This is a genomic window from Mycobacterium sp. NPDC003449 (assembly GCF_053588415.1).
In genome coordinates, this window is sequence record NZ_JBSFPX010000017.1 from 20,700 (window position 1) to 47,032 (window position 26,333).

The window sequence follows — 26,333 nt, forward strand, 5'->3', positions numbered from 1 at the left end:
GAAAGCGCTTTCCGGGGTACCGCCGCGTCTGCTCGCCGGGGAAGTGCGGCTACCGGGGCAGGCCCAGCAGCCGTTCCCCGGCCAGGGTCAGCAGGATCTGTTCGGTGCCACCCGCGATGGTCAGGCAGCGGGTGTTGAGGAAATCGTGCACCTCGCGGTTCTGCACCACGCCGCCACCCTGCGAGAGCTCCAGCCGGAACTCGGACAGGGCCTGCCGGTAGCGCACCCCGATCAGCTTGCGGGCACTGGCCTGCGCGCCCGGGTCCTGGCCGCCGACCGCCAGCTGGGCGATGCGCTGATCCAGCAACGAGCCGACCTGCGCGGTCAGGATCAGGGCCCCGAGCCGGTCCTGATCGGCCGGGTCGACCCTCTCGGACACGCCGTCGCGGCCGACCTTTTCCAGCAGCTCCTCCATCGGATTGCCCAGCGCGGTCCCGGCCGCCATGGCCACCCGCTCATTGGCCAGCGTGGTGCGGGCCAGCCGCCAGCCGTCATTGACCGTGCCGACCACCATGTCGTCGGGCACGAACACCTCGTCGAAGAACACCTCGTTGAACAACTCGTCGCCGGTGATCTCGCGCAGCGGCCGGATCACGATGCCCGGCGAGCGCATGTCGATCAGGAAGTAGGTGATGCCCTTGTGTTTGGGCGCGTCGGCATCGGTGCGGGCCAGACACACCCCCCAGTGCGCCTTCTGCGCCGCCGAGGTCCACACCTTCTGGCCGGTGAGCTTGAATCCCGGTTCCCCGTTCGGGCCTTGCGCGCGAACGGCTTTCGTCCGCAACGCGGCCAGGTCCGAACCCGCACCGGGCTCGGAGAAGAGCTGGCACCAGACCACCTCGCCGCGCAGCGTCGGTGCCACGAACCGGTCGATCTGCCCTGGGCTGCCGTGTTCGAGAATCGTGGGCACCGCCCACCACCCGATCACCAGGTCGGGACGCGTCACCCCGGCCGCGGCCAGCTCCTGGTCGATCAGCAGCTGTTCGGCCGGGGATGCGTTGCGGCCGAACGGCTTCGGCCAGTGCGGGGCCAACAGTCCGGACTCGGCCAACGCGACCTGCTGTTGCCCGGCCGGTGTGGCGGCCACCTCGGCGACCGCGGCGCTGATCTCCGGGCGCAGCCCGGCAACCGACTCAAGGTCGATGCTCAGCTTGCGGCGAACCCCCTGCTGTGTCAGCGTCGCGATGCGGCGCAGCCAAGGCCGCTGCCCACCGAGAAAGTGCGCGATGCCGTAGGCCCGGCGAAGGTACAGGTGCGCATCGTGTTCCCAGGTGATGCCGATCCCGCCGAGGACCTGGATGCAGTCCTTGGCATTGGCTTTGGCCGCGTCGATGCCGGTGGCCGCGGCGACCGCGGCGGCCACCGAAAGCTGCACATCGTCGGATTCCGCCGCCGCCCCGGCGACATCGGCCGCCGCGACCGAGATCTGCTCGGAGCGCAGCAGCATCTCGGCACACATGTGCTTGACCGCCTGGAAGCTGCCGATCGGCTTACCGAACTGTTCACGCACCTTGGCGTACTCGGTCGCGGTCCGCAGCGCCCACCGGGCCAGGCCCGCGGTTTCGGCGGCGAGGACCGCCACGGCCAGGTCCTCGAACCGCCGCCGCGATACATCAAGCACCCTGACCGGGGCGGAGTCCAGCGAGACCCGGGCCAGTGGCACCGAGAAGTCGGTGCCGGCCGCCAACTCAACGGTCACGCCTTCGGCGGCCGCATCGACCAGCAGCACCTGCTCGCCGGCGGGCAGCAGCAGCACCCCACCGGCGTCGGCGCCAAGCACATACTCGGCGGTGCCGGACCCGGTGGCGCCGCTCACCCGCAGGTCGGCGTGCAATGTCACACCCGCCGTGCGCTCACCCGACATCAGGGCCGCCAGCACCTCGGCATCGGCCGGGTCGGTCAGGATCAGCGTGGCCAGCGCGGTCGTGGCCACCGGCCCGGCGACCAGGCCCGCCGCCGCCTCGTCGACCATGGCACAGAGGTCCTCGACGGAGCCGCCGGCGCCGCCCCGGTCCTCGGGCACCGCGACACCGAAAATCCCCAGGTCGGCGAGCCCTGCATACGGCCCGCGCCAGGCGCCGGCATCCTGTTCGATGGTGCGCACGGCCGCGATCGCCTCGGAGGCCGAGGCCCAGCTGCGCACGAGGTCGCGGGCGGCCGACCGCTCGTCGGTGATGGTCGCTGATGCCCCGGCCATGTGTGGACCTCCTAGCCCCCAGTGCGAGAAGTCCGCGCTTCCCACTAGAACGTGTTCTAATGGTGACAGTGTTCGGCAGTCAAGTCGAACCACATAGCAGCAGGACACGTCCGTGTCTCACCGACCCGGAAGTGCGCAAAAGGAGATCGGCGTGCGTATCGTTTTCGACCAGGTACGCAACAAGAAGGAGTCACCAATCCCATGCCAGGCGTGTCACAGCCAGCACGGCCCGAGTCGTCGACCGGGTCGGACTCGCGACCACGTGAGGTGACGAACGTGTCCGTTCTCGCCGAGTCCGAACTCGGTTCCGAAGCGCAGCGGGAACGCCGCAAACGCATCCTCGACGCCACCCTGGCCATCGCCTCCAAGGGCGGTTACGAGGCGGTGCAGATGCGGGCCGTCGCCGAACGCGCCGATGTCGCCGTCGGCACGCTCTACCGCTATTTCCCGTCCAAGGTGCACCTGCTGGTCTCGGCACTGGGCCGCGAATTCGAACGCATCGACGCCAAGACCGACCGGACCTCGCTGGCCGGCGGCACCCCCTACCAGCGGCTGAACTTCATGGTCGGCAAACTCAACCGCGCCATGCAGCGCAACCCGCTGCTGACCGAGGCCATGACCAGGGCGTTCGTCTTCGCCGACGCATCGGCCGCGGGCGAGGTGGACCATGTCGGCAAGCTGATGGACTCAATGTTCGCCCGCGCCATGAGCGACGGCGAGCCGACCGAGGACCAGTACCACATCGCGCGGGTGATCTCGGATGTGTGGCTGTCGAACCTGCTGGCCTGGCTGACCCGGCGCGCGTCGGCCACCGACGTCGCCAAGCGGCTGGACCTGGCCGTGCGCCTGCTGATCGGGACGGACGACCAACCTAAGATCTAGCGGGTGACCGACCTTCCCGCGGATCTGACGGACGTCCTGGCCCGGATCGCACGGGTACCGCGGCTGCTGGTCACCTCCGACTTCGACGGCACCCTGGCGCCGATCGTCAACAACCCCGCCGACGCCCGCCCCCTCGCCGGTGCGGCGGCCGCGCTGGTCGGGCTGGCCGGCCTGCCCGATACCGCGGCCGCGCTGATCTCCGGGCGCGCGCTCGGCGTACTGCGTGAGCTGACGGGGATGCCCGGCACCGTGCACATGGTCGGAAGCCACGGCGCCGAATTCGACTCCGGCTTCACCCACCCGATCGACGGGGCGCTGCTCGACACGATCGCGGGCACGCTGCACACCGTTGCGGCCGGACGCCCCGGGGTCACCGTCGAACTCAAACCGGCCAGCGTCGCCCTGCACGTGCGCAACGCGGCCCCGGCCGACGCCGAGGCCGCACTGGCCGGGGCGCGCACCGCCGCGCAGGCCTGGGACGCGCAGCTGACCGAGGGCAAGGCAGTCCTGGAGTTCGCGGTGATCACCACGGACAAGGGCGAGGCCATCGACATCCTGCGCGATCGGCACGACGCGTCGGCCGTGGTGTACTTCGGCGACGACGTCACCGACGAGAAGGCGTTCCGCCGGATGCGCGACGGCGATGTCGGGGTCAAGGTGGGCCCCGGCGAGACCCTGGCCGGCCACCGGGTGCGGGCCCCCGAAGACGTTGCGGCCGCGTTGAACTACCTGCTCGACGCGCGCCGGGCGGGCTGACGCCGGGCCGTCAGGCCGGTGGCCCGGACGTCCGGCCGCGCACCACCTCGACATCGAGTACCTCGACGACCGGCAGCCCCGACCGTGGCGGATCGTGCAGCAGGCGCCCGGCCCGGCGCCCCTTCTCCAGGCTGGACTGCACGACGGTGGTCAGGCCGCGGCGCAGCGCCTCGGGAACCCCGTCGAAACCGGTGACCGTCATCTGACCCGGCACGTAGATGCCGCGCGAGCGCAGATAGTCCATCGCCGACAGCGCCAGCACGTCGGCGGTGCACATCAGCGCGGTGATCCGGGGATTGGCTTCCAGGGCCACCTCGGCCGCGGCACCACCCGAGCTCGGCAGATGCTCGTAGCTCTCCACCACGGTCAGCGACCCCGGCGGCAACCCGGCCGCCTTCATCGCGTCGTACACACCGTGAATACGTTCGCGCTGCACGTGAAAATGCGGGGTCTGCACCCGATCCGGATCGGCCACCGCAGGTTTCGGGCTGCCGTGCGACCAGTCCCTGCCGAGCCGCATGGTGAGCAGGCCGATATCGCGGTGGCCCAGGTCCAGGATGTGTTCGGCGAGCCTGCGCATGCCGCCGCGGTCGTCGATGCTGATCCGCGACACCCCGGACACATCCTTGGGCTGGTCGACCACCACGACGGGCAGGTGCCGCTGGCGCACGATCGGCAGGTAGGGGTCGTCGTCGGAGGCCGAGTACACCACGAACCCGTCGACCCCGGCCGAGAGCACCGCCGCCGAACCGTCCTCCAGGCTGCGGTTGGGCCCGATCGCGACGAGCAACAGGCCCTGCCCGGCGGCCTCACACGATTCGGCAAGCCCGGCAACGAAATCCAGCGCCGCCGGATCGCTGAACGAGTAGTTGAGCGGTTCGGTGATCATCAGGCCCACTGCACCCGCCCTTCGGGTCCGCAGCGACCGGGCCACCGGGTCGGGACCCGGGTAGCCGAGCCGCTTGGCCGCATCCAGGATGCGCTCGCGCAGATCGGTCGAGAGTTGATCCGGGCGGTTGTAGGCGTTGGAGATGGTGGTGCGCGACACCTTGAGTTCGGCCGCCAGAGAGGCCAGGGTGGCCCGCCGCGGCGGGTGGGGACTCCTGGACATGCATCCCGAGGCTAGCCGATCACCCGCACCGCCGAATGCGTGGCGCGCGCAACCACCCACACCACCAGCCAGATCACACACGCGATCGTCACGATGACGAAGCTGGGCGGCATATTGAAAATTGCGGAGATCGCCAACCCCGCCCACACCGACACCAGGCTGATGGCGGTGGAGATCGCCATCGCGGCCAGCGGTTGAGCGGTCAGGATGATCGCCGTCGCCGCCGGGGTGACCACGAGCGCGAAGAGCAACAGGGTGCCGACCGCCTGCACCGCCATGGTGACCGCGACCCCGAGCAGCGCCATGAACAGCACCGAAAGGGCCCGCACCGGGACCCCCTTGGCCTCGGCCACCTGGGCGTTGACCGAGGCGAACAGCAGCGGCCGGTACACGCACAGCACCGTGGCGGCCAGCACGACCAACAGGGCGGTGAACGTCAGCAGCTGCTGATGGGTGATGGCCAGCAGGTTGCCGAACAGCACGTTGGTCAACGTCGACGAGTTCTTGGTGGCCAGCGAGTTGAAGAACAAGCCGAACCCGGTGGCCAGGGCCAGCACGGTGCCGGTGGCGACCTCACGGTCGCCGGCCCGCTTACCGAGTGCCCCGATCACCAGTGCCCCGCCGATGCTGAACACGCCGAGACCGAGCACCACCGGTAGGCCCAACAGCGCGGCGCCGGTGGCCCCGGGCAGCCCGATGTGGGCCAGCGCGTGCGCGGCGAACGCGGTGTTGCGCACGATGATGAAATATCCGATGAGCCCGGCGGCCAGCGCGACCAGGGTGCCGCCGATGAGCGCGTTGCGCATGAACCCCGACGTCAGGATCTGCCACCAGTTGTGCTGATAGCCCAGCGCCAGGCTGCCCTGCGCCAGCACGCCCGCCGGCATCACACGCTCCTCATGTACATCTGCCCCTGCAGGGTGTTGGCCACCGCGACCCTGGTCCCGTACAGGTGGGTCAGCAGATCGGCGTCCACCACCTCGTCGATCGCGGCGTGGTGGGCGTGGCCGTCGAGCAGGTAGATCGCGCTGCTGAGCACGCTCAGCAGGGGGTTGAGATCGTGCGCGACAACGAGAATGGTGATACCGAGCTCATGGTTGAGCCGGGCCAGCAGCTGCACGATCTCATGCTGGTTGCGTAGGTCAAGGGCGGCCAGCGGCTCATCGAGGATCAGCATCTTCGGGTGCCCCACAAGGGCATTGGCGAGTGCGATCCGCTGACGCTGTCCGCCGGAGAGCTCCGACACCCGCCTGCCGGCGAACTCGGTCGCCTCGACCCATTCCAGCGCCTCGTCCACCCTGGCCCGATCGGCTCCGGTGGTGCGGCGCAGCCCCCAGCGCCTGCCGGTGAGTCCGAGGGTGACCGCGTCGCGGGCCCGGATCGCCTCCCCGGCGCCGGCGACGTAATCCTGCGGCACGTAGCCGATCACGTCGTTGCGCTCACCGGGCCGGGCGCCCATCACCCGAACGGAGCCCGAGGCCACCGGCAGCAGCCCCAACACGACCTGCAGCATGGTCGACTTGCCGGAGCCATTGGATCCGATCAGCGCGACGATGCCGCCGGCCGGGATCTCGAAGGTGCCCTCCGACCAGATCAGCCGACCACCGCGAACGACGCTGACATCGTCGAAGGCGAGCGCGGGTTGGTCGCTACGACTCGACACTACGTCTGGATTCCCAAGGCCTTGGCCAATGCGGTGAGTTGGTCCACCTGCCAAGCCTGGAACGAATCCGCTCCCGGCGCCACCGTTTCGGTGACTTCGACCACCGGAACTCCGCCACTCTCGGCCGCCGCCCGGATCTGCTCGGGCACCGATCCCTCGGTCTGGGTGTTGTAGATCAGCACGTCGACCCCCTTGTCGCCGAGCAGGCGCAGGAAGGCGTCGAGATCGGCAGGCGAGGGGTCGGCCTCGTTGGACGAGGCCGCCTGATAGCCCGGAGGGGTGCGGTTGGCCAGGCCGACGGCCGCGGCCATATCGTCGAAGACCGCCTCGGTGGCGGCGTAGCTCTTACCGGCCGCCTTGGCCTTGATGTCGTCGATCAGCTGCTGGTAGGGCTTCATCGAATCGGTGAACGCGGTGCGCCGCTGCGCGAAGTAGTCTTTGGCGTCGGGTGCCAGCTCACCCAGTTCCGCGGTCACCGCGTCGGCGACCTCGGTCACCGCGGCCGGGCTGTACCAGGCGTGCGGGTTGGCTCCTTCGCCGTGATCGTGTCCCTCGTGCGCATGCTCCTGGCCTTCGTGGTCCTGACCCTCGGCCCCATGATCGTGGTCGCCGTCGTGCAGCGCGGCGACCACGGGGGCGTCCGGAGCCGAGCTCGCGGCGAGCTTGGCCGCCCACTCGTCGTAATGGCCCCCGTTGATCACCACCAACTGCGCGCCCTCGAACTTCGCCGCATCCGACGGTGCCGGCTCGAAGTCGTGCGGGTCGACCGAGGACCCGGCCAGCACCGTCGTCACCTTGGCACAGGCCCCGGCCAGGTCGGAGACGATATCGCCCCACTGGTCGACGCTGACCACGACATTGACGGGGGTGGTCGGGCAGTCCCCCGCGGACTCGGCACTCGGGGGTTGCTCGGAACCGCAGGCGGCGAGGGCGAAGGGGACGGCAAGCACCGCAGCCGCGGTGAGGACTTTCAGGGGCGAGATCACGGCGATAACGATAACCGTTTGCATTAGTTGTCGCACATCCGGATCATGACTTATTGAAAATCATTGTCATTAAGGGATGCTTCAGCGTCATCGCTTGACGAGCCAACCCTACTCGAAGACCTTGCCGGGGTTGAGAATTCCCGCGGGGTCGAGTGCAGCCTTGATCGCCCGGTGAAGTCCCAATACCGTCGGCGACAACTCGTGCACGAGACCACCGCGCTTGAGGAGGCCGACTCCGTGCTCGCCGGTGACGGTGCCGCCGAGGGACAGCGCGGCATCGAGAATGCCGTCGAATGCGCCGTGGATCCGCCGCCACGACTCGGCGTCGTCGTCCGGCGAGCCGATGATCAAGGGGTGCAGGTTGCCGTCACCGGCGTGCGCGATGTTCGCGATGTGCACACCATGTTGCTCCGCCAGCGCCTCGATGCGGGCCAGCATCTCCGGGACGTGTTCCTTTGGCACGCAGACGTCTTCGGTGATCACCGGCCCCAGCCGCTCGAGTGCCGGGTAAGCCAGACGACGGGCCGCGAACAGGGCGTCGGCTTCGTCGGGGTCAGTCGACCGTTCGGCCCAGGACGCGCCGCTCGCCCTGAACTGCTCGACGACGGCCTCGGCGAGTGCGGTGCCGGTGGGCTCGGGGTCATCGACCCGCGCGAGGAGCAGGACGTCTCCGGCGGCCGTCAGCCCCATGTGCTTCCACTCGTCGACGGCGCGCAGGCAGAACCGGTCCATGAGTTCCAATGCCGACGGCGTGATGCCCGCCGCACCGACCGCGCGCACCGCGGTACCGGCAGTTACCAGCGATGGGAAGAAACCCGCCACCGTGATGGGCGCGCTGGGCAAGCTGCGCAGCCGTACCGTGATCTCGGTGACTATGCCCAGCGTGCCTTCGGATCCGACGAGCAGGCTGACGAGGTCGTAGCCGGCGACGCCTTTTGCGGTCCGGTGCCCGATGCGCACCACTTCCGCCGAACCGGTGACCACCTCGAGTTCGAGCACGTATTCGCGGGTGACGCCGTACTTGACGCAACACACCCCGCCGGCATTGGTGGCCACATTGCCGCCGAGTGTGGACCAGGGCGAGCTCGCGGGATCAGGTGGGTACCACAGTCCGTGTTCGGCGACCGCCGCTCGGAGGTCATCGTTCACCACGCCCGGCTGGACCACGGCGAGGCGTTCCAGCGGGTTGATCGCAAGGATCTCCGACATCGCCTCCACAGAAAGCACCACGCAGCCGTCGATGGCGTTCGCGCCGCCCGACAGCCCGGTGCCCGCTCCACGCGGCACGACCGGGATGCGGTGGCGCAGACAAATCTCGACCACCCGACGGACCTCGTCGGTGCTGCGGGCACGCACCACGGCCGCCGGCTCCCCCGCCGGCGCACCAGCCGCCTGATCCCGGCTGAGGCTACGTGCCACGTCGGGGTCGACGATCACCCGTCCCGCGGGCAGCTCGGCCTGGAGATCGCGGATGACGGACTCAGCGGGGGCGCTCGTCAGTGGCTGGGCCGGTGTCGTCATGCGCTGTCTTCCCTCCAGTTGCTCGGACCAAAGTGCGGGTAGTCGCTGCGACGTCGCGAGGACGATCGACAGGTCAGCTCCCGGCCGCGCCTACTACTGGAAGGCTAGCTTGGTCGGCCTGCCCCGCGGGGAGAGCCTGGGGCACGCGAGCTCACTTCTCGTAGTGCAGCCCCGTTGCCGGATCGCGATCCGTGACGCAGTACGTGACGACACCATCCAGTACGGTCCAGATCGGGTTCACCTCAAGCACCCGCGCGCCGGCGGCGACGTGTCGCTCGGTCTCCGCGGGCCGATCCGATACGGCCCAGTCGATGTGGGCGCGCACTGCGCCAGCGGGTTCGCCGAGCTGCTGCAGGATGATCCGTAGTGGGGCATCGGGCGGACGGATGAGAAAGGCGTACTCGGACAACCCCGGAATTGTCTGCGATTCCCACCCGGTCAGGCCGGCCCAGAACGCCGACTCGGTCTCCCAATGCTCCTGCGGGATGTCGATCGAAATCTGGTCGACCAGGCTGGTGTGGCCGCCGGGCCATTGACTCGGCGGGGACGTGTTCAGGGCGGAATCGCCGAGCAGCCCAAACGCCAATCCGCCCGGGGAGCGGCCCGCAACCAGGTCACGGCCGTCGTCGACGGTGGCGCCCAACCCTCGGACCTGCTCGGTGGCGGCGGAGACATCTGGGACGTGTACGTCCAGTTGCACTCCGCTTGGTCCAGAGGGAAGTCGTCGCGCGCTCAGGAAGCCGCCGTCCGGCGACAACGGATATCCGGTCAGCTCACGCCACAACGCCACACCCGCGTCGTAGTCGCTGTCGGCGAAATTCAGGAACGCGCTCACCCAGGTGTCATCACTGCCGGCCACGGTTCCTGATGATCATCGACGACACCGAAGTTGACCACCAAAAAAAATACCGCTGAGCCTTTCAGCGGATGTAGCCCGCCTATCCGGGCAACGGTGCCCAGCGGCCAGTTGTGACACGCGATCTCGAGGATTTCGTGTCACAACTGGCCGCTCGACCGGCAGAACTAGTGCCGGTGTCCCACGGCGCCGCTGAGCTCATTCGGAGCGTGGTCGAGCGTCACCGACTTGGCCACGTTCCCGGATTCGACGTCGACGATGTGCAACTGCTTGGTACCCGAATCGGCGACGTACACATCGTGCCCGCGGGTGAACACCGTGGGCCGGGGCTGCTGCCACTCGTCGGGCTCGGTCCACGGCTCGGTCACGGCAATGGTCTTCGTGGTGTCACCGGTAGCCGGGTCGATCACGTAGAGCTTGCCGTCGGTGCCGAGGACCAACGCCTCGGCGTGCGGCCCACGCGCCAACGACCGGAACGAGTAGCTGACCGACGGGGGCAAGGTCACCAGGCGCAGCCGATTGGTCGCGGTGTCGATCAGCGCGAACTGATTCGGCCGCTCCAGCTCGGCGTCGGGATCGACCTTGAAATCCCCCAACGCCACCGGCGAATCCTCATGACCCTTGATGTTGCCAACCCGGCCGTACTCGCCCGGCGCCGCGATCTTGGTGAAGACGCGGTCCGAGTAGGTCAAAACCCCGTCCTCGCAACCGAACACCACGGTCTCGCCCTCGGTCACCGATTCCCCGTGGATTCCCGGGCATTCGGCGTTACGGGCGATTTCACGCTGCCCGGAATCGAAAGCCACCGCCCCGGAACGCTCGTCGGGATCACCCTCGCTGCGCACCCAACTGCCGTCGGACAGCACCACGGCCACCCCGTGGTGCGGCTTGGGTGACGACATCTTCTTCGTCTCGGGAATTCCGCCGCTCAGATCGTGCGGGTTGAATACGGTGATCTCTCCCGAACCGTCGGCGAACAGCGCTGTGGTTTCCCCGTGGGGCACCACGTGGCCGGGCTCGGACGCGCTGAACGTGGTGTCGGTCAGCTCCGCGCTCGATGCATCGAGGAGACGAAACCCCTCGTTGGTGCTGACCAATACGTGCGAATCGTCACCGGCCGGGTTGACCCGAAGGAATCCTTCCAACGGGATGTCGGATTTCACCTCCAGGGTCGTGCCGTCGAGCACATACAGACCGCCGTCGTAGGTGGCCACCAGTGGTTCGGCGATGTTCTCCGCGGGCTGCTCAGCCTCCTGCTGAGGTTCACCGCCGCAACCCGCCAGAGCTGCGGCCAGGGTCAGCGCGCCCACGGCCGCGGTCAGTGCAACGTGCTTTGCCATCTTGTCTCCTCAAATAAGGTTATTCACAATGGATTCGGTATTTGCGCGCATCATTCCGAGGTAACTGTCGGCTTCGGTTCCCGGTTCGCTGAGTGATTCGCTGTAGAGCGGGACGACCTCGACCTGCACGCCGGCCTGCTCGGCAAGCACCCGGGCCAACCGGTCCGGCTGCGACGAATCGGCGAAGATCGCGGGTACTCCGGCTTGGCGAATGGCACCTGCCAGCGACTCCAGATCCGACGCGCTGGGCGAAGCCAGCGTGGTGCCGCTCGGGATCACCGCGCCGACCACGCTGAACCCGAATCGGTCCGCCAGGTAGCCGAGTACGTGATGGTTGGTGACCAGCTTTCGCCGCTGCGCGGGAATGGTCGCGAACCGGTCGCCCATGCTCTCCGAGAGGGTGTTCAGCTCATCGCGGTACCGCGCAGCGTTGGCCGAGACCGCATCGCTGTCGATGCCGGGAAGCTCGGCCACGCGGCCGGCGATCGCGTCGACGGCCAACACCATGCGTCGCGGATCGGTCCAGAAATGCGGATCGGGCCCGCCATGGTCATCCGCGGAGAATTGCAGCGGGTCGACATGGTCGCCGACCGGCAAAGTGGCAACGCCGTTTTCGGCCGCGGCATCGACGTGGCGTTGCATCCCCTCTTCCAGACCCAACCCGTTGTAGACCACGAGGTCGGACTCCGTCATCTGGGCGGCGTCCTGGGCCGAAAGCGCGGCGGAATGTGGATCGGCGTTGGGCTTCATCAGCACCTGGACATCGGCCGTGTCGCCGACGATCTCAGAGACGACATCGCCGAGAATTGTCGTGGTGACGGCGATGTGCCGCCGGTCGCCGCCCCCGTCCGGTGCGCTGCACCCGGCGAGCAGCACCAGAGCCAGCCAGAGACCGGACAACCACCTGCGGGTCACCGCCCCGCCTCCACCATGAATCCCGGCGCCACCGAGGTCTTGAAGGTCCGCGCCAGCCGCAGGCCGTCCCGGTAGTCGATCTCGTAGACGGCGCGGCCTGCGGCGTCGTTGATGTAGGCACGGTCGGCGTCGACCTCGATCACCGGTGCGGGCCCGCCGGCGGGCACGGGGCCGCCGAAAAGTTGCACCGCGGCGGTCTGGGTGCCGTTGTCGGTGTCGAACGCCCGCAGCTGACCGTCCGCGGTGAGCACCAGCACCGAGGCGCCCGATGCGGTGTTGGCCGCGACCGCACCGGGGACGTCGACTGTCTTCCAGGTGCCCCGCCGGGCGTCGAGAACCCATACCGCTTGGTCGTTGAAACCGGTCAAAGTCGAACTGCCGTACCGGTGTACGAGTGGCCCAGGGGGTTGCGCACCAGCTGCCAGCGGGATCGGCTCAGCGGTGAGCCGGCCCGCCCGTTTCACGATGCGTACCGCACCATCGGCGCAGCCGACCACGACCTCGCGGCCCATCGTGGTGATACCCGTCACGCCCGGGCAGCGGCCCAGGTCCGGTGTCTCGTCGCCGATTTCGGTGACGGCACCGTCGCGCGCGACGGCTACCACACTGTCGCCGAGGGGTGCGGCTGCCGCGATATCGCGTAGCTCGCCGAATCCGTTCGCCGGGGCGATCCGGCGCTCGCCGAGGGCGTCACGGTCCAGGATCTGTACCGTGCCGTCCCCGCGCTGCACCGTGGTGAGCGCGCGGTGGCCGTGCGCATCGATGAACGGGCCGTCGACGCGGCCCGCGACGGCAGGCGGCTCGACGTAGTAGTGCGAGTGGTCGCCGTGGTCGAAGGTCCAGGATCCGGCGTCGAGAACGGTCACGCCCGAATCGCCGCGCAGATAGGCGAACCGCCCGTCACCGCTCAGGCCGGAGGTCGGGCCGAACTCACCCAGCGGTGTCTCGGATTCCGCACTGGCGTCGAAGACCACGCCGGCACCCGACCCCGGGTCGACCAGCACGAGGCGGGTGACCGGTTCCGCGCTTTCGTTCGCGTCGATGCCGGTGTCGTCGTGACCGGCTTCAGGAGCCGCTGAAGTGGTCGGGGCACTGCGCTTTTCGTCGGTCGAGCAACCGGCCAGCAGAGCGAGGGCGGCGAGCAGTGCCAGGATCGCCCTCATGCTGCGGTCCGCCCGAACGCGCCAGCGGCGGCCGCCGAGCAGAAGAACAGCCCGACTGCCACGGCGGCGATACTCGCGCCGCCCGCGGTACCGGCATGCCAGGACACCAGCAGGCCGACCCACACCGACACCACGCCGATGGTCGCGGCGAGCGCCACGATGCGGCCGATCGAATGCGCCCAGAGTGCCGCGGCGGCCGGCGGTGCCACCAGCAGTCCCAGCACCAGCAGGGTGCCGACCACATGGAACGACGCGACGATGGCGATGGCGATCAGGACGGTCAGCGCGACCGCGGCCAACCGTGGGTTGAGCCGCAAGGTGGCCGCCTTGCGGGTGTCGAAGGTGGCGGCGACGAACGCCCGCCGGCCCGCGAACGCGACGATGGCGATGAGCGCAAGGGCGGCCGAGAGCACCGCGATGTCCTGCGTCCGTACGCCCAACACGTCGCCGAACAGGAACGCGGTCAGATCGACGGCGTAGCTGTCGGCATGGGACACCACGATGACGCCCACCGCGAGCATGCCGACCAGGAGAAGGCCGATGCTGGTGTCGGACGAGAACCGCGCCGAACGACTCAGGGCGGCGACGCCGTAGGCCATCGCGAGCGCGGCGATCAAGGCGCCGACCAGCAGGTTGCCGCCGAGCGCCGACGCCGCGGCCACCCCGGGCAGCATGCCGTGCGACATCGCGTCGCCCAGAAACACCGAGCCGCGCAACACGACCCAGGTGCCCACGATCGCGCACATCAACGCCACCACCGATCCCGCGACCGCACCGCGCACGACGACCTCCGAGCCGAACGGAGCCCCCAGCCAATTCACAGCTAGACTCTTATCATTAACGATAATCATTATCAACAAGGAGTTTGCGTGCATCCGGTCCGGCTAGACCGAATCAGCTTCGGCTACAACCGAAATGAGGTGTTCACCGATCTGACGGTCGAGTTCGCCGCCGGGTCGAGCACGGCCGTCACGGGGCACAACGGATCCGGCAAGTCGACGCTGCTCGGTCTCGTCGCGGGGCTGCTGCGCCCCCATCGCGGCACCGTCGACCTCGCCGGCGCAGACGATATCGCCATGGCCGTGCAGCGGGACCGGGTCGCCCAGACATTTCCCATCACGGTCGGCGAAGCCGTGGCGATGGGCCGCTGGCGGCGGCTGGGCCTGCTACGGCGCACGAATCGCAGCGATCGCGACATCGTCGACTACTGGATCACCGAGCTCGGGCTCGACGGGCTGCGACACCGCCGCCTGGGCGATCTGTCCGGCGGGCAACGTCAACGGACCCTGCTCGCCCAGGCGTTCGCGCAGCAGGCCCCGATACTGCTGCTCGACGAACCCACCGCAGGTCTCGATGCCGCCAGTGCCGACACCGTCTACCGGCAGGTCGATCGGCTGGCCACGGCAGGCACGACCGTCATCGCCGCCACGCACGACCCCGACGCACCCACGCGATTCGACCATCACCTGAACCTTGCCGGGCCCGCGGAAAACCCCGCGGCAATAGGCTCACCCCGTGCCCCGACACACTTCCAGCGCGACCGTTGACCTCAACGCCGACCTGGGCGAAGGTTTCGGTGCGTGGCAACTCGGTGACGACGAGGCGATGCTCGGTGTGGTCACGAGCGCCAACGTGGCGTGCGGCTTCCATGCGGGGGATCCCGCCCTGCTGCTGCGCACCTGCCGGACCGCCGCGCAGCGCGGCGTCGTGATCGGTGCCCAAGTCAGCTACCGCGATCTGGCCGGGTTCGGCCGCCGCTTCATCGATGTGACGCCGGAGGACCTGACCGCCGACGTCATCTACCAGATCGGCGCGCTGCAGGCCATCGCGCACGCCGCCGGAACCACCGTCGACTACGTGAAACCGCATGGCGCGCTGTACAACGCCATCGTCAGCCACACCGAACAGGCGGCTGCCGTCGCCGCCGCGGTGCACGCCGTCGATCCCGGCCTGCCGGTGTTGGGGCTCGCGGGATCGGCTTTCTTCGCCGAAGCCCGTTCAGTCGGCCTGCGTACCGTCGCCGAGGCGTTCGCCGACCGCGCCTACCGCCCCGACGGCACGCTGGTGTCACGCCGTGAACCCGGCGCCGTGCTGCACGACACCGAGGAGATCGCCGAACGGGCGGTCACCATGGTCACCGCCGGCCGAGTGTCGGCCGTTGACGGGACGGACATCCCGGTGACCGTGGAATCGGTTTGTGTGCACGGCGATTCGCCTGGCGCGGTGCGGATCGCGGCGAGCGTGCGGGATCGCCTGCTGGCCGAAGGGGTCGAGCTCTCGCCGTTTGTTTGATAATGATTACCATTATCATATGGGCTGGGTTTCACGCTTACGGACCAGATTGCAGGTCACCGCGATGCTGTGGTTCACGCGATTCCTCCGGGTGATCGTCGTGTGCGCCGAGCGGTTGCCCGCTCCAACCCGCGTCTCGCCTCCGAACCGACCCTGGCGCAGGCGAACTCAACGGCGTCCCGGCGGTTCGATCGGCAGCGGCGGACCGCCGTAAGGCGTCGGGATCGTGTGGTGGCCCGGCGGCGTCGGATCGGCGGTGGTGGCCAGATCCGCACCCGGTGGCGGCCCGGCGGTGTCGTCCCCGGCCGGACGCGGCGCGTTCCGTGCCCCGCGGACCAACAGGCTGGGATCGTCGTCGTGGCAGTACGTGTACAGGAACGGCTCGGGGTAGTCGGCGTTCGACGGCGGACGGCGGGGGGTGCCGTAATCGCAGGCATAACGCGGATAGATGTCGGCGGTAACCCACAGGCCGTGTTCGTGCATCGTGCCGGTGAACGCCTCCAGCGCCGAACCCCGATGGTCGGGGAACAGTGCGTCGAGTGCGGGAACCCGGACATAGGACAGCCGCGCCACGGTGGCCAGATTCCCCAGCAACTGCACCATGGTGTCGGAGTTGTCGGCGAACAGATTGTCGATGTCGCCCAGAACGCCGGGCGCCTGCTGCAGCAGCTGGCGATAACCGCCCTGCATAGTGGCGACACCGCGCAGTGTGTGGCGCAGATTGGCCGCGGTGGCTGCGATTCCGTCGTTCACGTCGACCGCCGAGGACAACACGATCCTGCTGTTCTTGATGATGCCGACCGTCTCGGGCAGCACCGAGTCCAAAGTCGACAGCAGGAACACGCCGCCGTCCACGATCGTGGCGAGCTTCTCGGGACCCGCGCTACTCAGGCTCAACTCCGTCTTGATGCGCTCCAGCTTCACCGGATCCACCTGCGCAAGCACACCGTCCGCATTGGCCAGCAACTCGGCCATCGGAACCGGAGTCGCGGTGCGGTCCCGGGCTATCACGGCGCCTTCGGACAGATAGGGACCGGCATCGGACGCGGCGGCGAAATCGACGTACTGCTCCCCCGCCGCCGACAGTGCCGAAACCCGGACCGTGCTGGACGCCGGAATGTGCGCATCCTCCGAAAGTCGGAGAACGGCGTCGACGCCCCCTGGCGTGAAGGCCAGGCGCTCGACCTTGCCCACCCGCACCCCGCGCAGAGTCACGTCCTGGTTCGGCAACAACCCGCCCGATTCCGAAAGCCGCACCGTCACCTGGTATGTCGCCGACAGCGGCGTGACGTTCAGAACGCCGGTCATCAGGTATGCGATCGACAGGACGAGCGTGAGCGCCAACGCCGACATCGCTGCCCAGGCGCTGCGCTGGGTGGCGATCACGGGCGCGGGCCCTGACCGACCACGCGTTCCTGGAGGCGCCAGAGCGCGAACTTGATCGACCCGACGAACTTGTGCCAGTCCGCCCGTTTGGGTCCGTGCAAGCCGGGATCCCCGGCGAACCCGGCATCGGGGATGGACCCGAGGACCAGTCGGTCGATGCCCGCCGACCCCGACATCGCGGTCCCGGCAGTCATTTTGATGAACGGGGCGTACAGCCGGTTGACCGCGGCCAAGCTGGTCCGCGGGTCGACGACCACGTCGTTGAATGCGCGGGCGATGGTGTCTGCGTCGGCGACGACACTGCGGCCGCTGGTGTCGGTACCCGCGATGGACGGGAACTTGCGCAGGTTGGCGGAGATGTCGCCGAGCATCAGGACGAGGTCGGACACCTCACCCGTGTTGTCCGCCAACGTCGTGGTGGCCGGGTCGGCGGCCTGCAGCAGGCTGGTGATCTCCTGGTTCTTGGTCTGCAGCAGCTCCGCCAGCCGGACCGTCTCGGTCATCGCGGAATCGAGTTGCGCCGAGCGCGTGTTGACAGAACCGAGCAGCTGATTCGATTTCGCGACCAGATCGCCGAAGGCCCGCCCGTCGGTCCCCGCGGCCCTGCCCATCCCGTTGACGATGTTGGTCAGGTTGTGCACCGCACCACCGTTGACGAGAACCGCGGCCGAGCTCAACACCGATTCCACCGTCGCGGCCGCGGTCGTCGAGTCGAGCCCGATCGTGTCACCGTCCTTGAGCAGCGGTGCGCCGGGTGGTGGCGCGCGCGGCGGGACGATCGACACGAACACGTCGCCCAGTGGTGTGGCGGACCGCAGTTCGGCGGTGCTGCCCACAAGCAGGTCGACGTCATCGTTGATCCGCAACGTCGTCACGGCGCGGAAGTCTCGCGCCACCATGTCGTCGACGCGGCCGATGTCGGCACCCGCGAGTTTGACCTTCGCGTGCTCGGGCAGATTGAGCGCGTTCGCGAACTGCGCGCTCAGCCGGTATCCGCCGGTTCCGACGCCGGGGGCGGGTAGCGGCAGGTCCGCCAACCCGTTCGTCGCGCAGCCCGCCAGCAAGGCGACCAGCAGCGCTGCGACGATTCGCCGGCCACCCGTGGCGGCCCTCATTTCTGCCCCATCGCGGCCAGGCCGTCGAGCATGCTGGTCAGCCCGAAGTCAGGTCCGTAGTCCTGTAATGTTCCGGTGCTGCAACCGAGTTGACGCAGCCCCATCATGTTGCAGACCTCTTTGGCCATCTGACCGTCGAACACCATCCGGTCGGCCAGGAAGTGGGCACGGATCGCACCGTTGCGCTGGTCGATCGTATTGAAGAGGTTGTCGGCCATCAGGGGCAGGACGTCGAAGAACTCCGCCAGCTCCCGCTGACGGTCGTACAGTGACTGAATACTGGTGTTACCGTTGGCAATACCCTGGCCGATGACATCCCGGTTGGCCTTGAGGATGTCGCCGGTCTGCTCGACGACCTCGGTGAGCTGCCTGCCGGTCGTACCGGAGCCGAAATCCTCCTGTGCCAGGATCTCGCTCAGCTGACGCACCGTTGATCCGAACTGGCGCAGGGTCGCATCGTTGGCCGCGGCGGCGTCCAGCAGCGAACTGAGATTGCCGATGATGGAGGTCACCTGTTGGCGGGTGTGGGCTCCGCCGTCGGCGCTGAGCCGCAAAGCTCGCGACAACTCGTCCAGCGCAGTCTTGATCTGTTGGCCGTGACCTGCGACCACACCGTCGCCCGCGTTCTGGATTGCGGCCACCGGACCACCGCCGGCCCCGTCGCCACGCAGCGACGTCGACAGGTTGTCGAGCATGCCCAGCACCCGGTCGAACTCGACGGGTGTCTTGGTGCGGTGCAGCCCGATGGTGTCCCGGTTGCGCAGCACCGGCCCCCCACGGTAGGGCGGAGACAACTCGATCTGGCGGTCGGTGAGAATGGACGTCGACAATGTGACGGCTTGAACGTCGGCGGGAATCGGTACTGCGGCGTCCACGGTGAACTCGACTTCGGCATACCCGCCCCTGCCGGTCACCCGCGTCACCTCGCCCACCGGAATACCGAGCACCGCGATCACATTTCCCACATACAAGCCAGCCGCACTGTCGAACTGCGCGGTCACGGTGATGGCCCGGTCCCGGTGCGCCACCAGCTGCCAGCCCACACCGACGACGATCGCGGCCGCGGTCACCAACGCACAGCCAATGGTCAATCGCTTGTGTTTCCTGATCATTCGCAGTCCTTGAAGTACGGGATCATGCCGAACTGCTCGGCTCGTCCGCTGATGGCACACATCCAGGAATCGATCAACGCGCCCGCCGGGGCGTTCGTATCGATCGCGTTGCCGGAGCCGGTGGCGTTCGCGATCTGACGGATCGGTACCGGCGCGATCTGCAGCAGGTTCCGGAACAGCGCGTCCTGTTCGGCGAACTTCCCGCTCAGCTGCGCCATCGTGGCCAGAACGTCGTCGAGAGCGGCCCGGTCGTTCACCGCGACGGTACGCAGCGACTCGACGATCGACCGCAGCGACTGCATCAACGCGTGGAACGCCGCCGAACGTGCCACGAATTCTCCCACCAGCTCCTGGCTCTGGCGGATGAAGCCGCCGATCTCGGATTGCTGACGGCGCAGCATGTTCGTGACGAGTTCGGTGTTGGTGAGCAGGCTGCCGAGTTGGTCGCGGCGCTGCGCGATCACCGACGACAACGCGTGCACATTGGCCATCGCCTGTGGAACCACCCCGGGCAGCCCGTCGAGCTGTCGACTGACCACGTCCAGCGAGGCTGCGATCCGATCGGCGTCGACCTGTTCGAACGTCCTGGTCGAATCGGCAAGGGCCGCTTGCAGATCGTAGGGTACCTCGGTGTGCGTCAGGTCGATGGTGCCCTCGGGCGGTGCGCCGTCGCCGGCCGGGCGCAGATCGAGATAGCGGGATCCGAACAGCGTGGTGACCTTGATGGCCGCCCGACTGTCCCGTCCCACCGCGATGTCGTCGCGGACCCGGATCCGGGCCTCGACGTGATCGCCGGCGAGCCGGACCTCGGTCACCCTTCCGACCGGGATGCCTGCGACGGCGACGATGTCTTGCGCCCGCAGCGACGCGGCTTGGCTGAACTTCGCGGTGTACCGGTCGTATCCGAAGCCGGCCTCCTTCACGAGCAGCATCGCTCCGATCAGCGCGGCCACCGTGACCACCGCGATGGCGCCGAGCCTGGTCCGCCTAGCCATCGCCGCTGCTCCGGCACTTCGGTGTGTGCATCGCCGTCCCGCCCGGTGTCGCGGCGTCGACGATGATCGGTACCACCTCGTTGAGTCCGGGGAAGAATCCGTAGATGTTGACGTCACACGCGTAGGCGTTCATGTATGCCCCCTCTCCGAACACCCGGGACAGCCCCTTCAACAGCAGCGGTGTGTTGAGACCCGTGTAGGCGACCTGCGGTTCGATGTCGAGCATGTGGTCGGTGTATCCGGGCTCCCGGTTGAGCATGTCCCGCATCGTCGGTTGCACGTCCTGTGCGATGTGGGACAGATTGCCCACCGCCGCCGTCATCATGCCCAGGGACGACACCAGGTCCGGCCTGCGACTGTCGAACTCAGCCACCGCGCCGCGGGCCTGCATGATCGTCCGCTCGAAGTGCTGGTTCTGCTGCGCGAGGTTGGCCACCAGACCGTCCAGGCTTCCGATGACCCGGTCCAGGGTGCGATCCTGGCCGACGAATGTTTCGGTGAGAGTGGAAGTTTGATCGACCAGCAGGGTGATGGCCGCGGTATCGCCCTGTAGCGATCCGACGACGGCGTTGGTGAGGTTGTTGACCTGGTCGGGGTCAAGCACGGCGAACAGCGGTTCGTAGCCGTTGAGCAACGCGCCGACGTCGAAGGACGGCTCGGTGCGTCCGACGTCGATGACGCTGCCCGCGGGTAGCTTCTCGGCCGCCCCGGCCGGGGCCTGTCCGAGGCCGAGGTAGCGCTGACCGACGATGTTCTGGTAGTTGACCGACGCCACCGTGTCACGGGTGAGCGGTTGAGCGTCGCTCACGATGAACGACACCTTCGCCAGGTTTCCCTGCAGCTCGATCTCCTGCACGCGGCCCACCCGCACGCCGGCCACCCGTACGTCGTCGCCTTCCCGCAGCCCGAAGACATCGGTGAAGAGCGCGGCGTAGGACGTGGCCGGGCCGTTGACGTCACGACGCAGGGTGACATAGACCAGCCAGGTCAGCACGGTGGCGACCACCAGGAACAGGCACAGCCCCAGCACCGGGCCGCGGCGACGCGTCATCCCCGACGTTGTCATCGCAGTCATGGCACACCCTCTGTTCGCGTGACGACGGTCCCGCGGGCGACGGGGCCGAGAATGAGTTGCGTGGCGACCGACGCCGCTTGCCCGGTGATCCGGCCCAACTGGTCGCGTTCCGGGCCGCTGCCGACCGGCCCCACATTGCCGCCGAAGGAGGCGGGCGCTGCCGGGCTCACCAGGGGCGGGCCCACCGCCACCAGGTTGCCGTCGTCGCCGACAACGGTGCCCGGCGGCGGCGCCAGTTCCGGTGGCGGCTGGTAGTTCTGCGGTATCAACACGTCCGGGAGGTCGGCCCGAACCGGGACCTCGGGTGCGGTGTGGCAGCTCGGCCCGGCCAAGGCGCCGTATCGCGGGCAGTCGGCGCGGGTGTAGGTGTCGGACGGGGTGAACGACAGATTCACCCTGCCCCGCGGCGTTTCCAGTTCGGAGTCCCAGACTTCGGCGAAGAAGGTGTCGGAGAATCTGGTCATCCGCTGGCTGATCGGCACGAAGTGCTGCGCGTGCTGCGCCAGCACACCGAGCACGGGGGTCAGGTCGGTGGTGATCTGGACGAGTCGATCGGTCTGATTGTTCAGGGCCGCAACGCTTGTCCCTGCCGTGTGGGTGCCCGCGGCCAGGAAGGCGTCGAGCCGGCCGCGCTGCTCGGCCAGGGTGCGCATCGGCCCGACCGCCTCGTGCAGCGCGTCGACGAGGTCGGGTGCCGTCGACGAAAGGCCCTGCGCCGCAGCGACCAGCGCCGAGACGGTGGACGGCTCTTGATCGGTCGCGACGATGGCGTTCAACTCGTCGACGAGTCGGGTGAGCTGTGCCGCCGAGGTCAACAGTTCGCCGCGGCGGTTGTTGGTGGCTGCGCCGACGGCGGCCAGCACGCCGACGGTATCGCGGCCGCGCCCCGCTGCGGCGAGGATGTCGCGCAACTTGGTGATGGTGGTCTGGAACAACACCGTGGGCAGCGTGTCGTCCTCGGCGATGCGCTCACCGTCCCGGATCGGCGCCCCGGCGGTATTCCCCTGGTTGTCGACCAGCTGCAGCGACGACACCGCAAAGACGTTGCCCGGCACCACGCGGGCGGTGAGGCTTCTCGGAATTCCCGGTGCATACTGCGAATTGAGCCGGATACCAACCTGGTTGGGGCGCCCACCGGATCCGGGTGTGACGGTCTCGACCGCCCCGACGAGAACACCCCGGAACTTCACGTCGGACCTGGCGGGCAGCCCGTCTCCGATGTTGTGCAGTTCGGCGACCACGAACAGGCTCCGATCAAGCAGCCCGGCCCATTTCACCACCAGCGCCGAGGCCACCAGCCCGACGACGACGAGCGCAGCGATGCCGCGCACGATCAACTGTCTGCCGGAGAAGTGATTGCCGTCAAGGTCGACCGGGTTCGCCATGGTCAACCACCGAACCTTGCGCCGGAATCGACACTCCACAACGTCATGGTGAGCAACATGTTGACGATGATCACCAGCGTGATGCTGGCCCGCATCGCATGGCCTGCGGCTATCCCGACACCCTCCGGTCCGCCATCGGCGACGAACCCGTAGTAGCACTGCACGGTTGCGGCGATCCACACGAAGACCACCGTTTTCAGGGTCGAGTACAGGATGTCCGTTCCGCTGACCAGCAAGGTGAAGTAGTGCAGGTACGGGCCGGTCGAGCCCCCGCTGACCAGGGCCACCACCACCTGAGCCGACAGGTAGCAGATGCACAGGCACGCCGCGTAGAGCGGGATGATCGCGACCACCGATGCCAGCAGCCGGGTGGTGACGAGGTAGGGAATCGGCCGGATCGCAAGGGAATTCATCGCGTCGATCTCCTCGGAGATGCGCATGGAACCGATCTGGGTGGTGAACCGGCATCCCGCCTGCACCGCGAACGCCAGCGCCGCCATGATCGGTGCCAGTTCACGCGTGGTCACCAACGACGAGATGACTCCGGTTGCCGGCCCGAGTCCGAGCAGGTCGAGGAAGTCGTACCCCTCGATCGCGATCAACGCTCCGGTGGTGATGCCCAGCACCAGGATCACCCCGGCCGTGCCACCGCCCACCACGATCGACCCGTTGCCCCAGGTGATGTCGGACAGCAACCGGAGGAACTCACGCCGGTACCGGCGCAGGGCAAGTGGGGCACCGGCCAGCGCGTGGGCGAAGAACGCGACGAGATGGCCGGTCCGTGCCACCGGCCGCAACAACACGGGCTCGGTCATGTCACGGGCCCGTCCTGGGGAAAAGCATGGCGTAGAGCTGACTTACCGCGACGTTGACGGTCATCAGCACCAGAACGGATTCGACCACCGCGGCATTCACGGCGTCGGCGACGCCGGCCGGGCCCCGGCTCACAGCGAGGCCTTTCTGGCAGGACACCACCGCGACGATGCCGCCGTAGACAGCCGATTTGAACAGCGCCAGCAGCATGTCGCCGGTGGTGGCGAACGACGCGAAGGTGGCGATGAAGCTGCCCGGCGCACCACCCTGCACGTAGACGTTGAACAGGTAGCTGGACAGGAAGCCGACGAAGCACACCACCCCGGTGAGAGCGATGCCAACCACGACCGCCGCGGCAAACCGCGGCACCACGAGCCGACGGACCACCGAGACGCCCATGACCTCCATCGCGGCCGTCTCCTCACGCATGGTCCGGCAGCCCAGGTCCGCGGTCATCGCGGCGCCGACCGCGGATGCCAGCAGCACCGCGGCGACCAGCGAGGCGGCCTGCCGGATCACGGCCAAACCGCTCGCCGCACCGGCCAGCGAGGTGGCCCCGACCTGTCCGGCCAGCAGCGCGAACTGAATCGACAACGTGACGCCGATCGGCAGTGCCACCAGAATTGTCGGCATGACCGCCGCACCGGCCATGAAGCCGGCCTGCCGCACGAACTCGGCCCACTGAAAACGCCCGGTGACCATGTCGGTGCCGAAGCAGCGGACCGTTTGCAGCCCCAGTACTACCTGATCACCGACGGTGCCGAGTGCGGCCAGCGGATGCCGCTCCAGGTACCCCACACTCACCGCGGCAGCACGGGCGCCTATGTCCCGCACTGTCATCCGGTGAGTTCACGCTCCCGTATCCGCTGCGAGGTCTCCAGCCGCCGGAGCTTGCCCGACGAGGTCTTCGGTAGCCAGCCGGCCGGCACGACGTGGACGGCGCGGGGGCTGAGCCCGAGCCTGCGATAGATCCGGTCGGCGATCTCGGTGCGGATCCGCGCCGTTTCGGCGTTGTCGGTGTGCAGCGCCGACTCGGCCACCATCGCAAACCCTTCGCCGGCCGTCGCGGTCGAGAACCGCACGGCGGCAATGCCGCCGGATCGGACCCCGGTCACGCCGGCCACGGACCGTTCGATGTCCTCGGGATGGATATTGCGGCCAGAGACGATCAGGACGTCCTTCTTGCGGCCACAGATCACCGGCTGTCCGTCCTCGGTCAGATATCCGATATCACCGGTGCGAAACCAGCCGTCGGGATCGGTGACGGGTTCGATACCGTCCGCGGTGCGGTAACCGAGGGTGACGTTGTCGCCGCGGATCACCAGTTCACCGATGGCCGGTGAGGCGAGCTCCGTCCCGTCGTCGGCTACCACCCTGATCTCACACCCCGGCACGGGCGGGCCGAGTGCCACGCGTCGTTCTGAATCATCGTTTATCGCTGCAAGTTCGGGGTGAGGCGGGCAGACCGTGTACCCCTGTCCCGGCCTGACGATGGATACCCCGAGCGTCGCCTCCGCCATGCCGTAGCCCGGAACAACGGCCGTCCTCGGCAACCCGAACCGCGCCCCCTCGGCCGAGAGGCGCTCGAGGGTCCGCACGTCCACCGCCTCCGCACCGCTCAGGGCGAACCGCAGCGTCGACAAATCGTACGCGCCGTCCGCCGCCCTGCGGAGACGGCGAGCGAGTAGGGAATAGGCGAAATTCGGTGCGGCCGTCATGGTGCCGCGGTGCCGGGTGATCAAGTCCGCCCAGAGCAGCGGATCGGTCAAGAAATCGACCGGGGTTACCGTGACCGTTTCGATGCCAAGGCACATGGGCACGATCAAGTAGCCCATCATGCCCATATCGTGGAAGAGCGGCAGCCAGCTGACGACAACATCGGAGGCGGGGTCTGCCGCTGACGCGGCATGCATTCCGCGCAGGTTGGCCTCGATGTTGCGGTAACTGATGGTGACCGCCTTGGCCCGCCCGGTGGAACCGGATGTCAATTGCTGGAACGCGATAGCGTCGTCGGGCATGTCGACGATCCCCCCGATGGTTCCGTCGAGCAGGTCGGGCAGCCGCAGTGTCCGTGCTGCCGCGGTCGAGAGGTCTGCCGCCGCGGACAGGAACGGCGCTCCGACAACGACGGTCGAGGCACCGACCGCTGCCAACGTGGAAGAGAGATCGGCCACCCAGGACGACAGATCCATCCGGTGAGTCGGGTGGTGCAGCATGGTCACCGAGGCCCCGCACATCCAGATGCCCTGCACCAGCGGGGCAATCTCGCCGGGCGCCCCGGCGAGCACGGCCACCGCGTCCCCCGGTGCCACACCGGACACCTGCAGTGCGCCCGCGACCTTGCGACCCGTGCGGTGCACCTGCGCCCAGGACGCCTTGCTCATCTGGTCCAGTCGCGAACGGCCGTCGTCGTCCACCGGTGCCGTGGTGAGACCGCGTGCGGTGACATCGGCACCGGCGCGCAGTCTCGCCAGGATTGCGTTCACAGATCCCCCAGCGGGCCTGCAGCGCCCACCGCACCGGACCCGGCAGGCCGTCGGTTCTCCACCAGTTCGACCAGAGCGCCGAGGGTTTTGCACTCGAACACATCGTCCTTGTTCAGCACGACGCCGAACCGGTCCTTGATCTCGGAAACTCCCAGCGCGAACGACAGCGAGTCGAATCCGAGGTCACCGACGAGTTCGGAGAAGTCGTTGACGTCCTCAGTGGGCAGTTCCAGTTCGTCGGTGATGAACGCGATCAGGAATTCCCGTACTTCTGACACGGCTTG

25 protein-coding genes are annotated in these 26,333 nt (G+C 68.2%); 4 read left to right on the forward strand and 21 right to left on the reverse strand.

Going from position 1 to position 26,333, the window contains the following annotated elements:
* Nucleotides 1–49: 49 nt before the first annotated feature.
* Nucleotides 50–2,197 (reverse strand): acyl-CoA dehydrogenase, encoded by a 2,148-nt coding sequence (locus ACWDTP_RS07550; protein WP_450018141.1) that lies wholly within the window; start codon nucleotides 2,195–2,197, stop codon nucleotides 50–52.
* Between the two features lie 276 nt (nucleotides 2,198–2,473).
* On the opposite strand from ACWDTP_RS07550, the gene kstR reads away from it, so the two are divergent.
* Both kstR and otsB read left to right on the forward strand, forming a co-directional pair.
* Nucleotides 2,474–3,079 (forward strand): cholesterol catabolism transcriptional regulator KstR, encoded by a 606-nt coding sequence (gene kstR / locus ACWDTP_RS07555; protein WP_450018143.1) that lies wholly within the window; start codon nucleotides 2,474–2,476, stop codon nucleotides 3,077–3,079.
* A gap of 3 nt (nucleotides 3,080–3,082) precedes the next feature.
* Nucleotides 3,083–3,835, forward strand: coding sequence for a trehalose-phosphatase (otsB, locus tag ACWDTP_RS07560; protein ID WP_450018145.1), 753 nt, complete (start codon nucleotides 3,083–3,085; stop codon nucleotides 3,833–3,835).
* A 10-nt stretch (nucleotides 3,836–3,845) separates the two neighbouring features.
* Here otsB and ACWDTP_RS07565 read toward each other — a convergent pair whose 3' ends face one another.
* The 10 genes from ACWDTP_RS07565 to aztB all read right to left on the reverse strand — a co-directional run bounded on the left by ACWDTP_RS07565 (nucleotide 3,846) and on the right by aztB (nucleotide 14,211).
* Nucleotides 3,846–4,946: a LacI family DNA-binding transcriptional regulator gene (locus ACWDTP_RS07565; RefSeq protein ID WP_450018147.1), complete on the reverse strand. Its 1,101-nt coding sequence runs from the start codon at nucleotides 4,944–4,946 to the stop codon at nucleotides 3,846–3,848.
* An 11-nt stretch (nucleotides 4,947–4,957) separates the two neighbouring features.
* Nucleotides 4,958–5,833, reverse strand: a complete 876-nt coding sequence (locus ACWDTP_RS07570; protein ID WP_450018149.1) for a metal ABC transporter permease — start codon at nucleotides 5,831–5,833, stop codon at nucleotides 4,958–4,960.
* A complete protein-coding gene (locus tag ACWDTP_RS07575) occupies nucleotides 5,833–6,609 on the reverse strand; it encodes a metal ABC transporter ATP-binding protein (protein ID WP_450018151.1) in 777 nt (258 codons plus the stop codon). Before ACWDTP_RS07575 ends, ACWDTP_RS07570 begins: the two co-directional genes overlap by 1 nt.
* The gene (locus ACWDTP_RS07580) at nucleotides 6,609–7,619 is read right to left on the reverse strand and encodes a metal ABC transporter solute-binding protein, Zn/Mn family (RefSeq protein ID WP_450018153.1); all 1,011 of its coding nucleotides are present in this window, start codon (nucleotides 7,617–7,619) and stop codon (nucleotides 6,609–6,611) included. The genes ACWDTP_RS07575 and ACWDTP_RS07580 overlap by 1 nt, the downstream gene beginning before the upstream one ends.
* Before the next feature lie 84 nt (nucleotides 7,620–7,703).
* Nucleotides 7,704–9,116, reverse strand: a complete 1,413-nt coding sequence (locus ACWDTP_RS07585; RefSeq protein WP_450018155.1) for an FAD-binding oxidoreductase — start codon at nucleotides 9,114–9,116, stop codon at nucleotides 7,704–7,706.
* 151 nt (nucleotides 9,117–9,267) lie between these two features.
* Entirely contained in the window at nucleotides 9,268–9,975 is a 708-nt protein-coding gene (locus ACWDTP_RS07590; protein ID WP_450018157.1) for a VOC family protein, read from the reverse strand.
* A gap of 164 nt (nucleotides 9,976–10,139) precedes the next feature.
* Nucleotides 10,140–11,312, reverse strand: a complete 1,173-nt coding sequence (aztD, locus tag ACWDTP_RS07595) for a zinc metallochaperone AztD (RefSeq protein ID WP_450018159.1) — start codon at nucleotides 11,310–11,312, stop codon at nucleotides 10,140–10,142.
* A 9-nt stretch (nucleotides 11,313–11,321) separates the two neighbouring features.
* Nucleotides 11,322–12,227, reverse strand: a complete 906-nt coding sequence (aztC, locus tag ACWDTP_RS07600; RefSeq protein WP_450018161.1) for a zinc ABC transporter substrate-binding protein AztC — start codon at nucleotides 12,225–12,227, stop codon at nucleotides 11,322–11,324.
* A complete protein-coding gene (locus ACWDTP_RS07605; protein ID WP_450018162.1) occupies nucleotides 12,224–13,390 on the reverse strand; it encodes an ABC transporter in 1,167 nt (388 codons plus the stop codon). Before ACWDTP_RS07605 ends, aztC begins: the two co-directional genes overlap by 4 nt.
* Entirely contained in the window at nucleotides 13,387–14,211 is an 825-nt protein-coding gene (gene aztB, locus ACWDTP_RS07610; RefSeq protein WP_450018164.1) for a zinc ABC transporter permease AztB, read from the reverse strand. Before aztB ends, ACWDTP_RS07605 begins: the two co-directional genes overlap by 4 nt.
* Nucleotides 14,212–14,259: 48 nt before the next feature.
* On the opposite strand from aztB, the gene aztA reads away from it, so the two are divergent.
* Nucleotides 14,260–14,937, forward strand: a complete 678-nt coding sequence (gene aztA / locus ACWDTP_RS07615; RefSeq protein WP_450018166.1) for a zinc ABC transporter ATP-binding protein AztA — start codon at nucleotides 14,260–14,262, stop codon at nucleotides 14,935–14,937.
* A complete protein-coding gene (locus tag ACWDTP_RS07620) occupies nucleotides 14,906–15,682 on the forward strand; it encodes a LamB/YcsF family protein (protein ID WP_450018168.1) in 777 nt (258 codons plus the stop codon). Before aztA ends, ACWDTP_RS07620 begins: the two co-directional genes overlap by 32 nt.
* Before the next feature lie 168 nt (nucleotides 15,683–15,850).
* Here ACWDTP_RS07620 and ACWDTP_RS07625 read toward each other — a convergent pair whose 3' ends face one another.
* The 10 genes from ACWDTP_RS07625 to ACWDTP_RS07670 are packed head-to-tail and all read right to left on the reverse strand — an operon-like array spanning nucleotide 15,851 to nucleotide 26,327.
* Complete coding sequence (locus ACWDTP_RS07625; protein WP_450018210.1) at nucleotides 15,851–17,035, reverse strand: MlaD family protein; 1,185 nt, start codon at nucleotides 17,033–17,035, stop codon at nucleotides 15,851–15,853.
* Between the two features lie 29 nt (nucleotides 17,036–17,064).
* Nucleotides 17,065–18,183 (reverse strand): MlaD family protein, encoded by a 1,119-nt coding sequence (locus tag ACWDTP_RS07630; RefSeq protein WP_450018169.1) that lies wholly within the window; start codon nucleotides 18,181–18,183, stop codon nucleotides 17,065–17,067.
* Nucleotides 18,180–19,295 carry an MlaD family protein gene (locus ACWDTP_RS07635; RefSeq protein WP_450018171.1) on the reverse strand — a complete coding sequence of 372 codons (1,116 nt, stop codon included), beginning with the start codon at nucleotides 19,293–19,295 and terminating at the stop codon, nucleotides 18,180–18,182. Before ACWDTP_RS07635 ends, ACWDTP_RS07630 begins: the two co-directional genes overlap by 4 nt.
* Complete coding sequence (locus ACWDTP_RS07640; protein WP_450018173.1) at nucleotides 19,292–20,290, reverse strand: MlaD family protein; 999 nt, start codon at nucleotides 20,288–20,290, stop codon at nucleotides 19,292–19,294. The genes ACWDTP_RS07635 and ACWDTP_RS07640 overlap by 4 nt, the downstream gene beginning before the upstream one ends.
* Entirely contained in the window at nucleotides 20,283–21,356 is a 1,074-nt protein-coding gene (locus ACWDTP_RS07645; protein ID WP_450018212.1) for an MlaD family protein, read from the reverse strand. Before ACWDTP_RS07645 ends, ACWDTP_RS07640 begins: the two co-directional genes overlap by 8 nt.
* A 5-nt stretch (nucleotides 21,357–21,361) precedes the next feature.
* Nucleotides 21,362–22,750 (reverse strand): MlaD family protein, encoded by a 1,389-nt coding sequence (locus ACWDTP_RS07650; protein ID WP_450018214.1) that lies wholly within the window; start codon nucleotides 22,748–22,750, stop codon nucleotides 21,362–21,364.
* 2 nt (nucleotides 22,751–22,752) lie between these two features.
* On the reverse strand, nucleotides 22,753–23,565 hold the full coding sequence (locus ACWDTP_RS07655) for an MlaE family ABC transporter permease (RefSeq protein ID WP_450018175.1): 813 nt from the start codon (nucleotides 23,563–23,565) through the stop codon (nucleotides 22,753–22,755).
* A 1-nt stretch (nucleotide 23,566) separates the two neighbouring features.
* Entirely contained in the window at nucleotides 23,567–24,403 is an 837-nt protein-coding gene (locus ACWDTP_RS07660; protein ID WP_450018177.1) for an MlaE family ABC transporter permease, read from the reverse strand.
* A complete protein-coding gene (locus tag ACWDTP_RS07665; RefSeq protein WP_450018179.1) occupies nucleotides 24,400–26,049 on the reverse strand; it encodes a fatty acyl-AMP ligase in 1,650 nt (549 codons plus the stop codon). The genes ACWDTP_RS07660 and ACWDTP_RS07665 overlap by 4 nt, the downstream gene beginning before the upstream one ends.
* Nucleotides 26,046–26,327, reverse strand: a complete 282-nt coding sequence (locus ACWDTP_RS07670) for an acyl carrier protein (protein WP_450018181.1) — start codon at nucleotides 26,325–26,327, stop codon at nucleotides 26,046–26,048. Before ACWDTP_RS07670 ends, ACWDTP_RS07665 begins: the two co-directional genes overlap by 4 nt.
* Between the last annotated feature and the right edge of the window lie 6 nt (nucleotides 26,328–26,333).

Excerpts from the sequence above, each read along its gene's own strand:
- ACWDTP_RS07550 (WP_450018141.1), bottom strand. The coding sequence starts at position 2,197 with ATGGCCGGGGCATCAGCGACCATCACCGACGAGCGGTCGGCCGCCCGC.
- ACWDTP_RS07565 (WP_450018147.1), bottom strand. The coding sequence starts at position 4,946 with ATGTCCAGGAGTCCCCACCCGCCGCGGCGGGCCACCCTGGCCTCTCTG.
- ACWDTP_RS07570 (WP_450018149.1), bottom strand. The coding sequence starts at position 5,833 with ATGCCGGCGGGCGTGCTGGCGCAGGGCAGCCTGGCGCTGGGCTATCAG.
- ACWDTP_RS07580 (WP_450018153.1), bottom strand. The coding sequence starts at position 7,619 with ATGCAAACGGTTATCGTTATCGCCGTGATCTCGCCCCTGAAAGTCCTC.
- ACWDTP_RS07585 (WP_450018155.1), bottom strand. The coding sequence starts at position 9,116 with ATGACGACACCGGCCCAGCCACTGACGAGCGCCCCCGCTGAGTCCGTC.
- aztD (WP_450018159.1), bottom strand. The coding sequence starts at position 11,312 with ATGGCAAAGCACGTTGCACTGACCGCGGCCGTGGGCGCGCTGACCCTG.
- ACWDTP_RS07605 (WP_450018162.1), bottom strand. The coding sequence starts at position 13,390 with ATGAGGGCGATCCTGGCACTGCTCGCCGCCCTCGCTCTGCTGGCCGGT.
- ACWDTP_RS07625 (WP_450018210.1), bottom strand. The coding sequence starts at position 17,035 with ATGTCGGCGTTGGCGCTCACGCTCGTCCTGTCGATCGCATACCTGATG.
- ACWDTP_RS07630 (WP_450018169.1), bottom strand. The coding sequence starts at position 18,183 with ATGAGGGCCGCCACGGGTGGCCGGCGAATCGTCGCAGCGCTGCTGGTC.
- ACWDTP_RS07635 (WP_450018171.1), bottom strand. The coding sequence starts at position 19,295 with ATGATCAGGAAACACAAGCGATTGACCATTGGCTGTGCGTTGGTGACC.
- ACWDTP_RS07640 (WP_450018173.1), bottom strand. The coding sequence starts at position 20,290 with ATGGCTAGGCGGACCAGGCTCGGCGCCATCGCGGTGGTCACGGTGGCC.
- ACWDTP_RS07645 (WP_450018212.1), bottom strand. The coding sequence starts at position 21,356 with ATGACAACGTCGGGGATGACGCGTCGCCGCGGCCCGGTGCTGGGGCTG.
- ACWDTP_RS07650 (WP_450018214.1), bottom strand. The coding sequence starts at position 22,750 with ATGGCGAACCCGGTCGACCTTGACGGCAATCACTTCTCCGGCAGACAG.
- ACWDTP_RS07655 (WP_450018175.1), bottom strand. The coding sequence starts at position 23,565 with ATGACCGAGCCCGTGTTGTTGCGGCCGGTGGCACGGACCGGCCATCTC.
- ACWDTP_RS07660 (WP_450018177.1), bottom strand. The coding sequence starts at position 24,403 with ATGACAGTGCGGGACATAGGCGCCCGTGCTGCCGCGGTGAGTGTGGGG.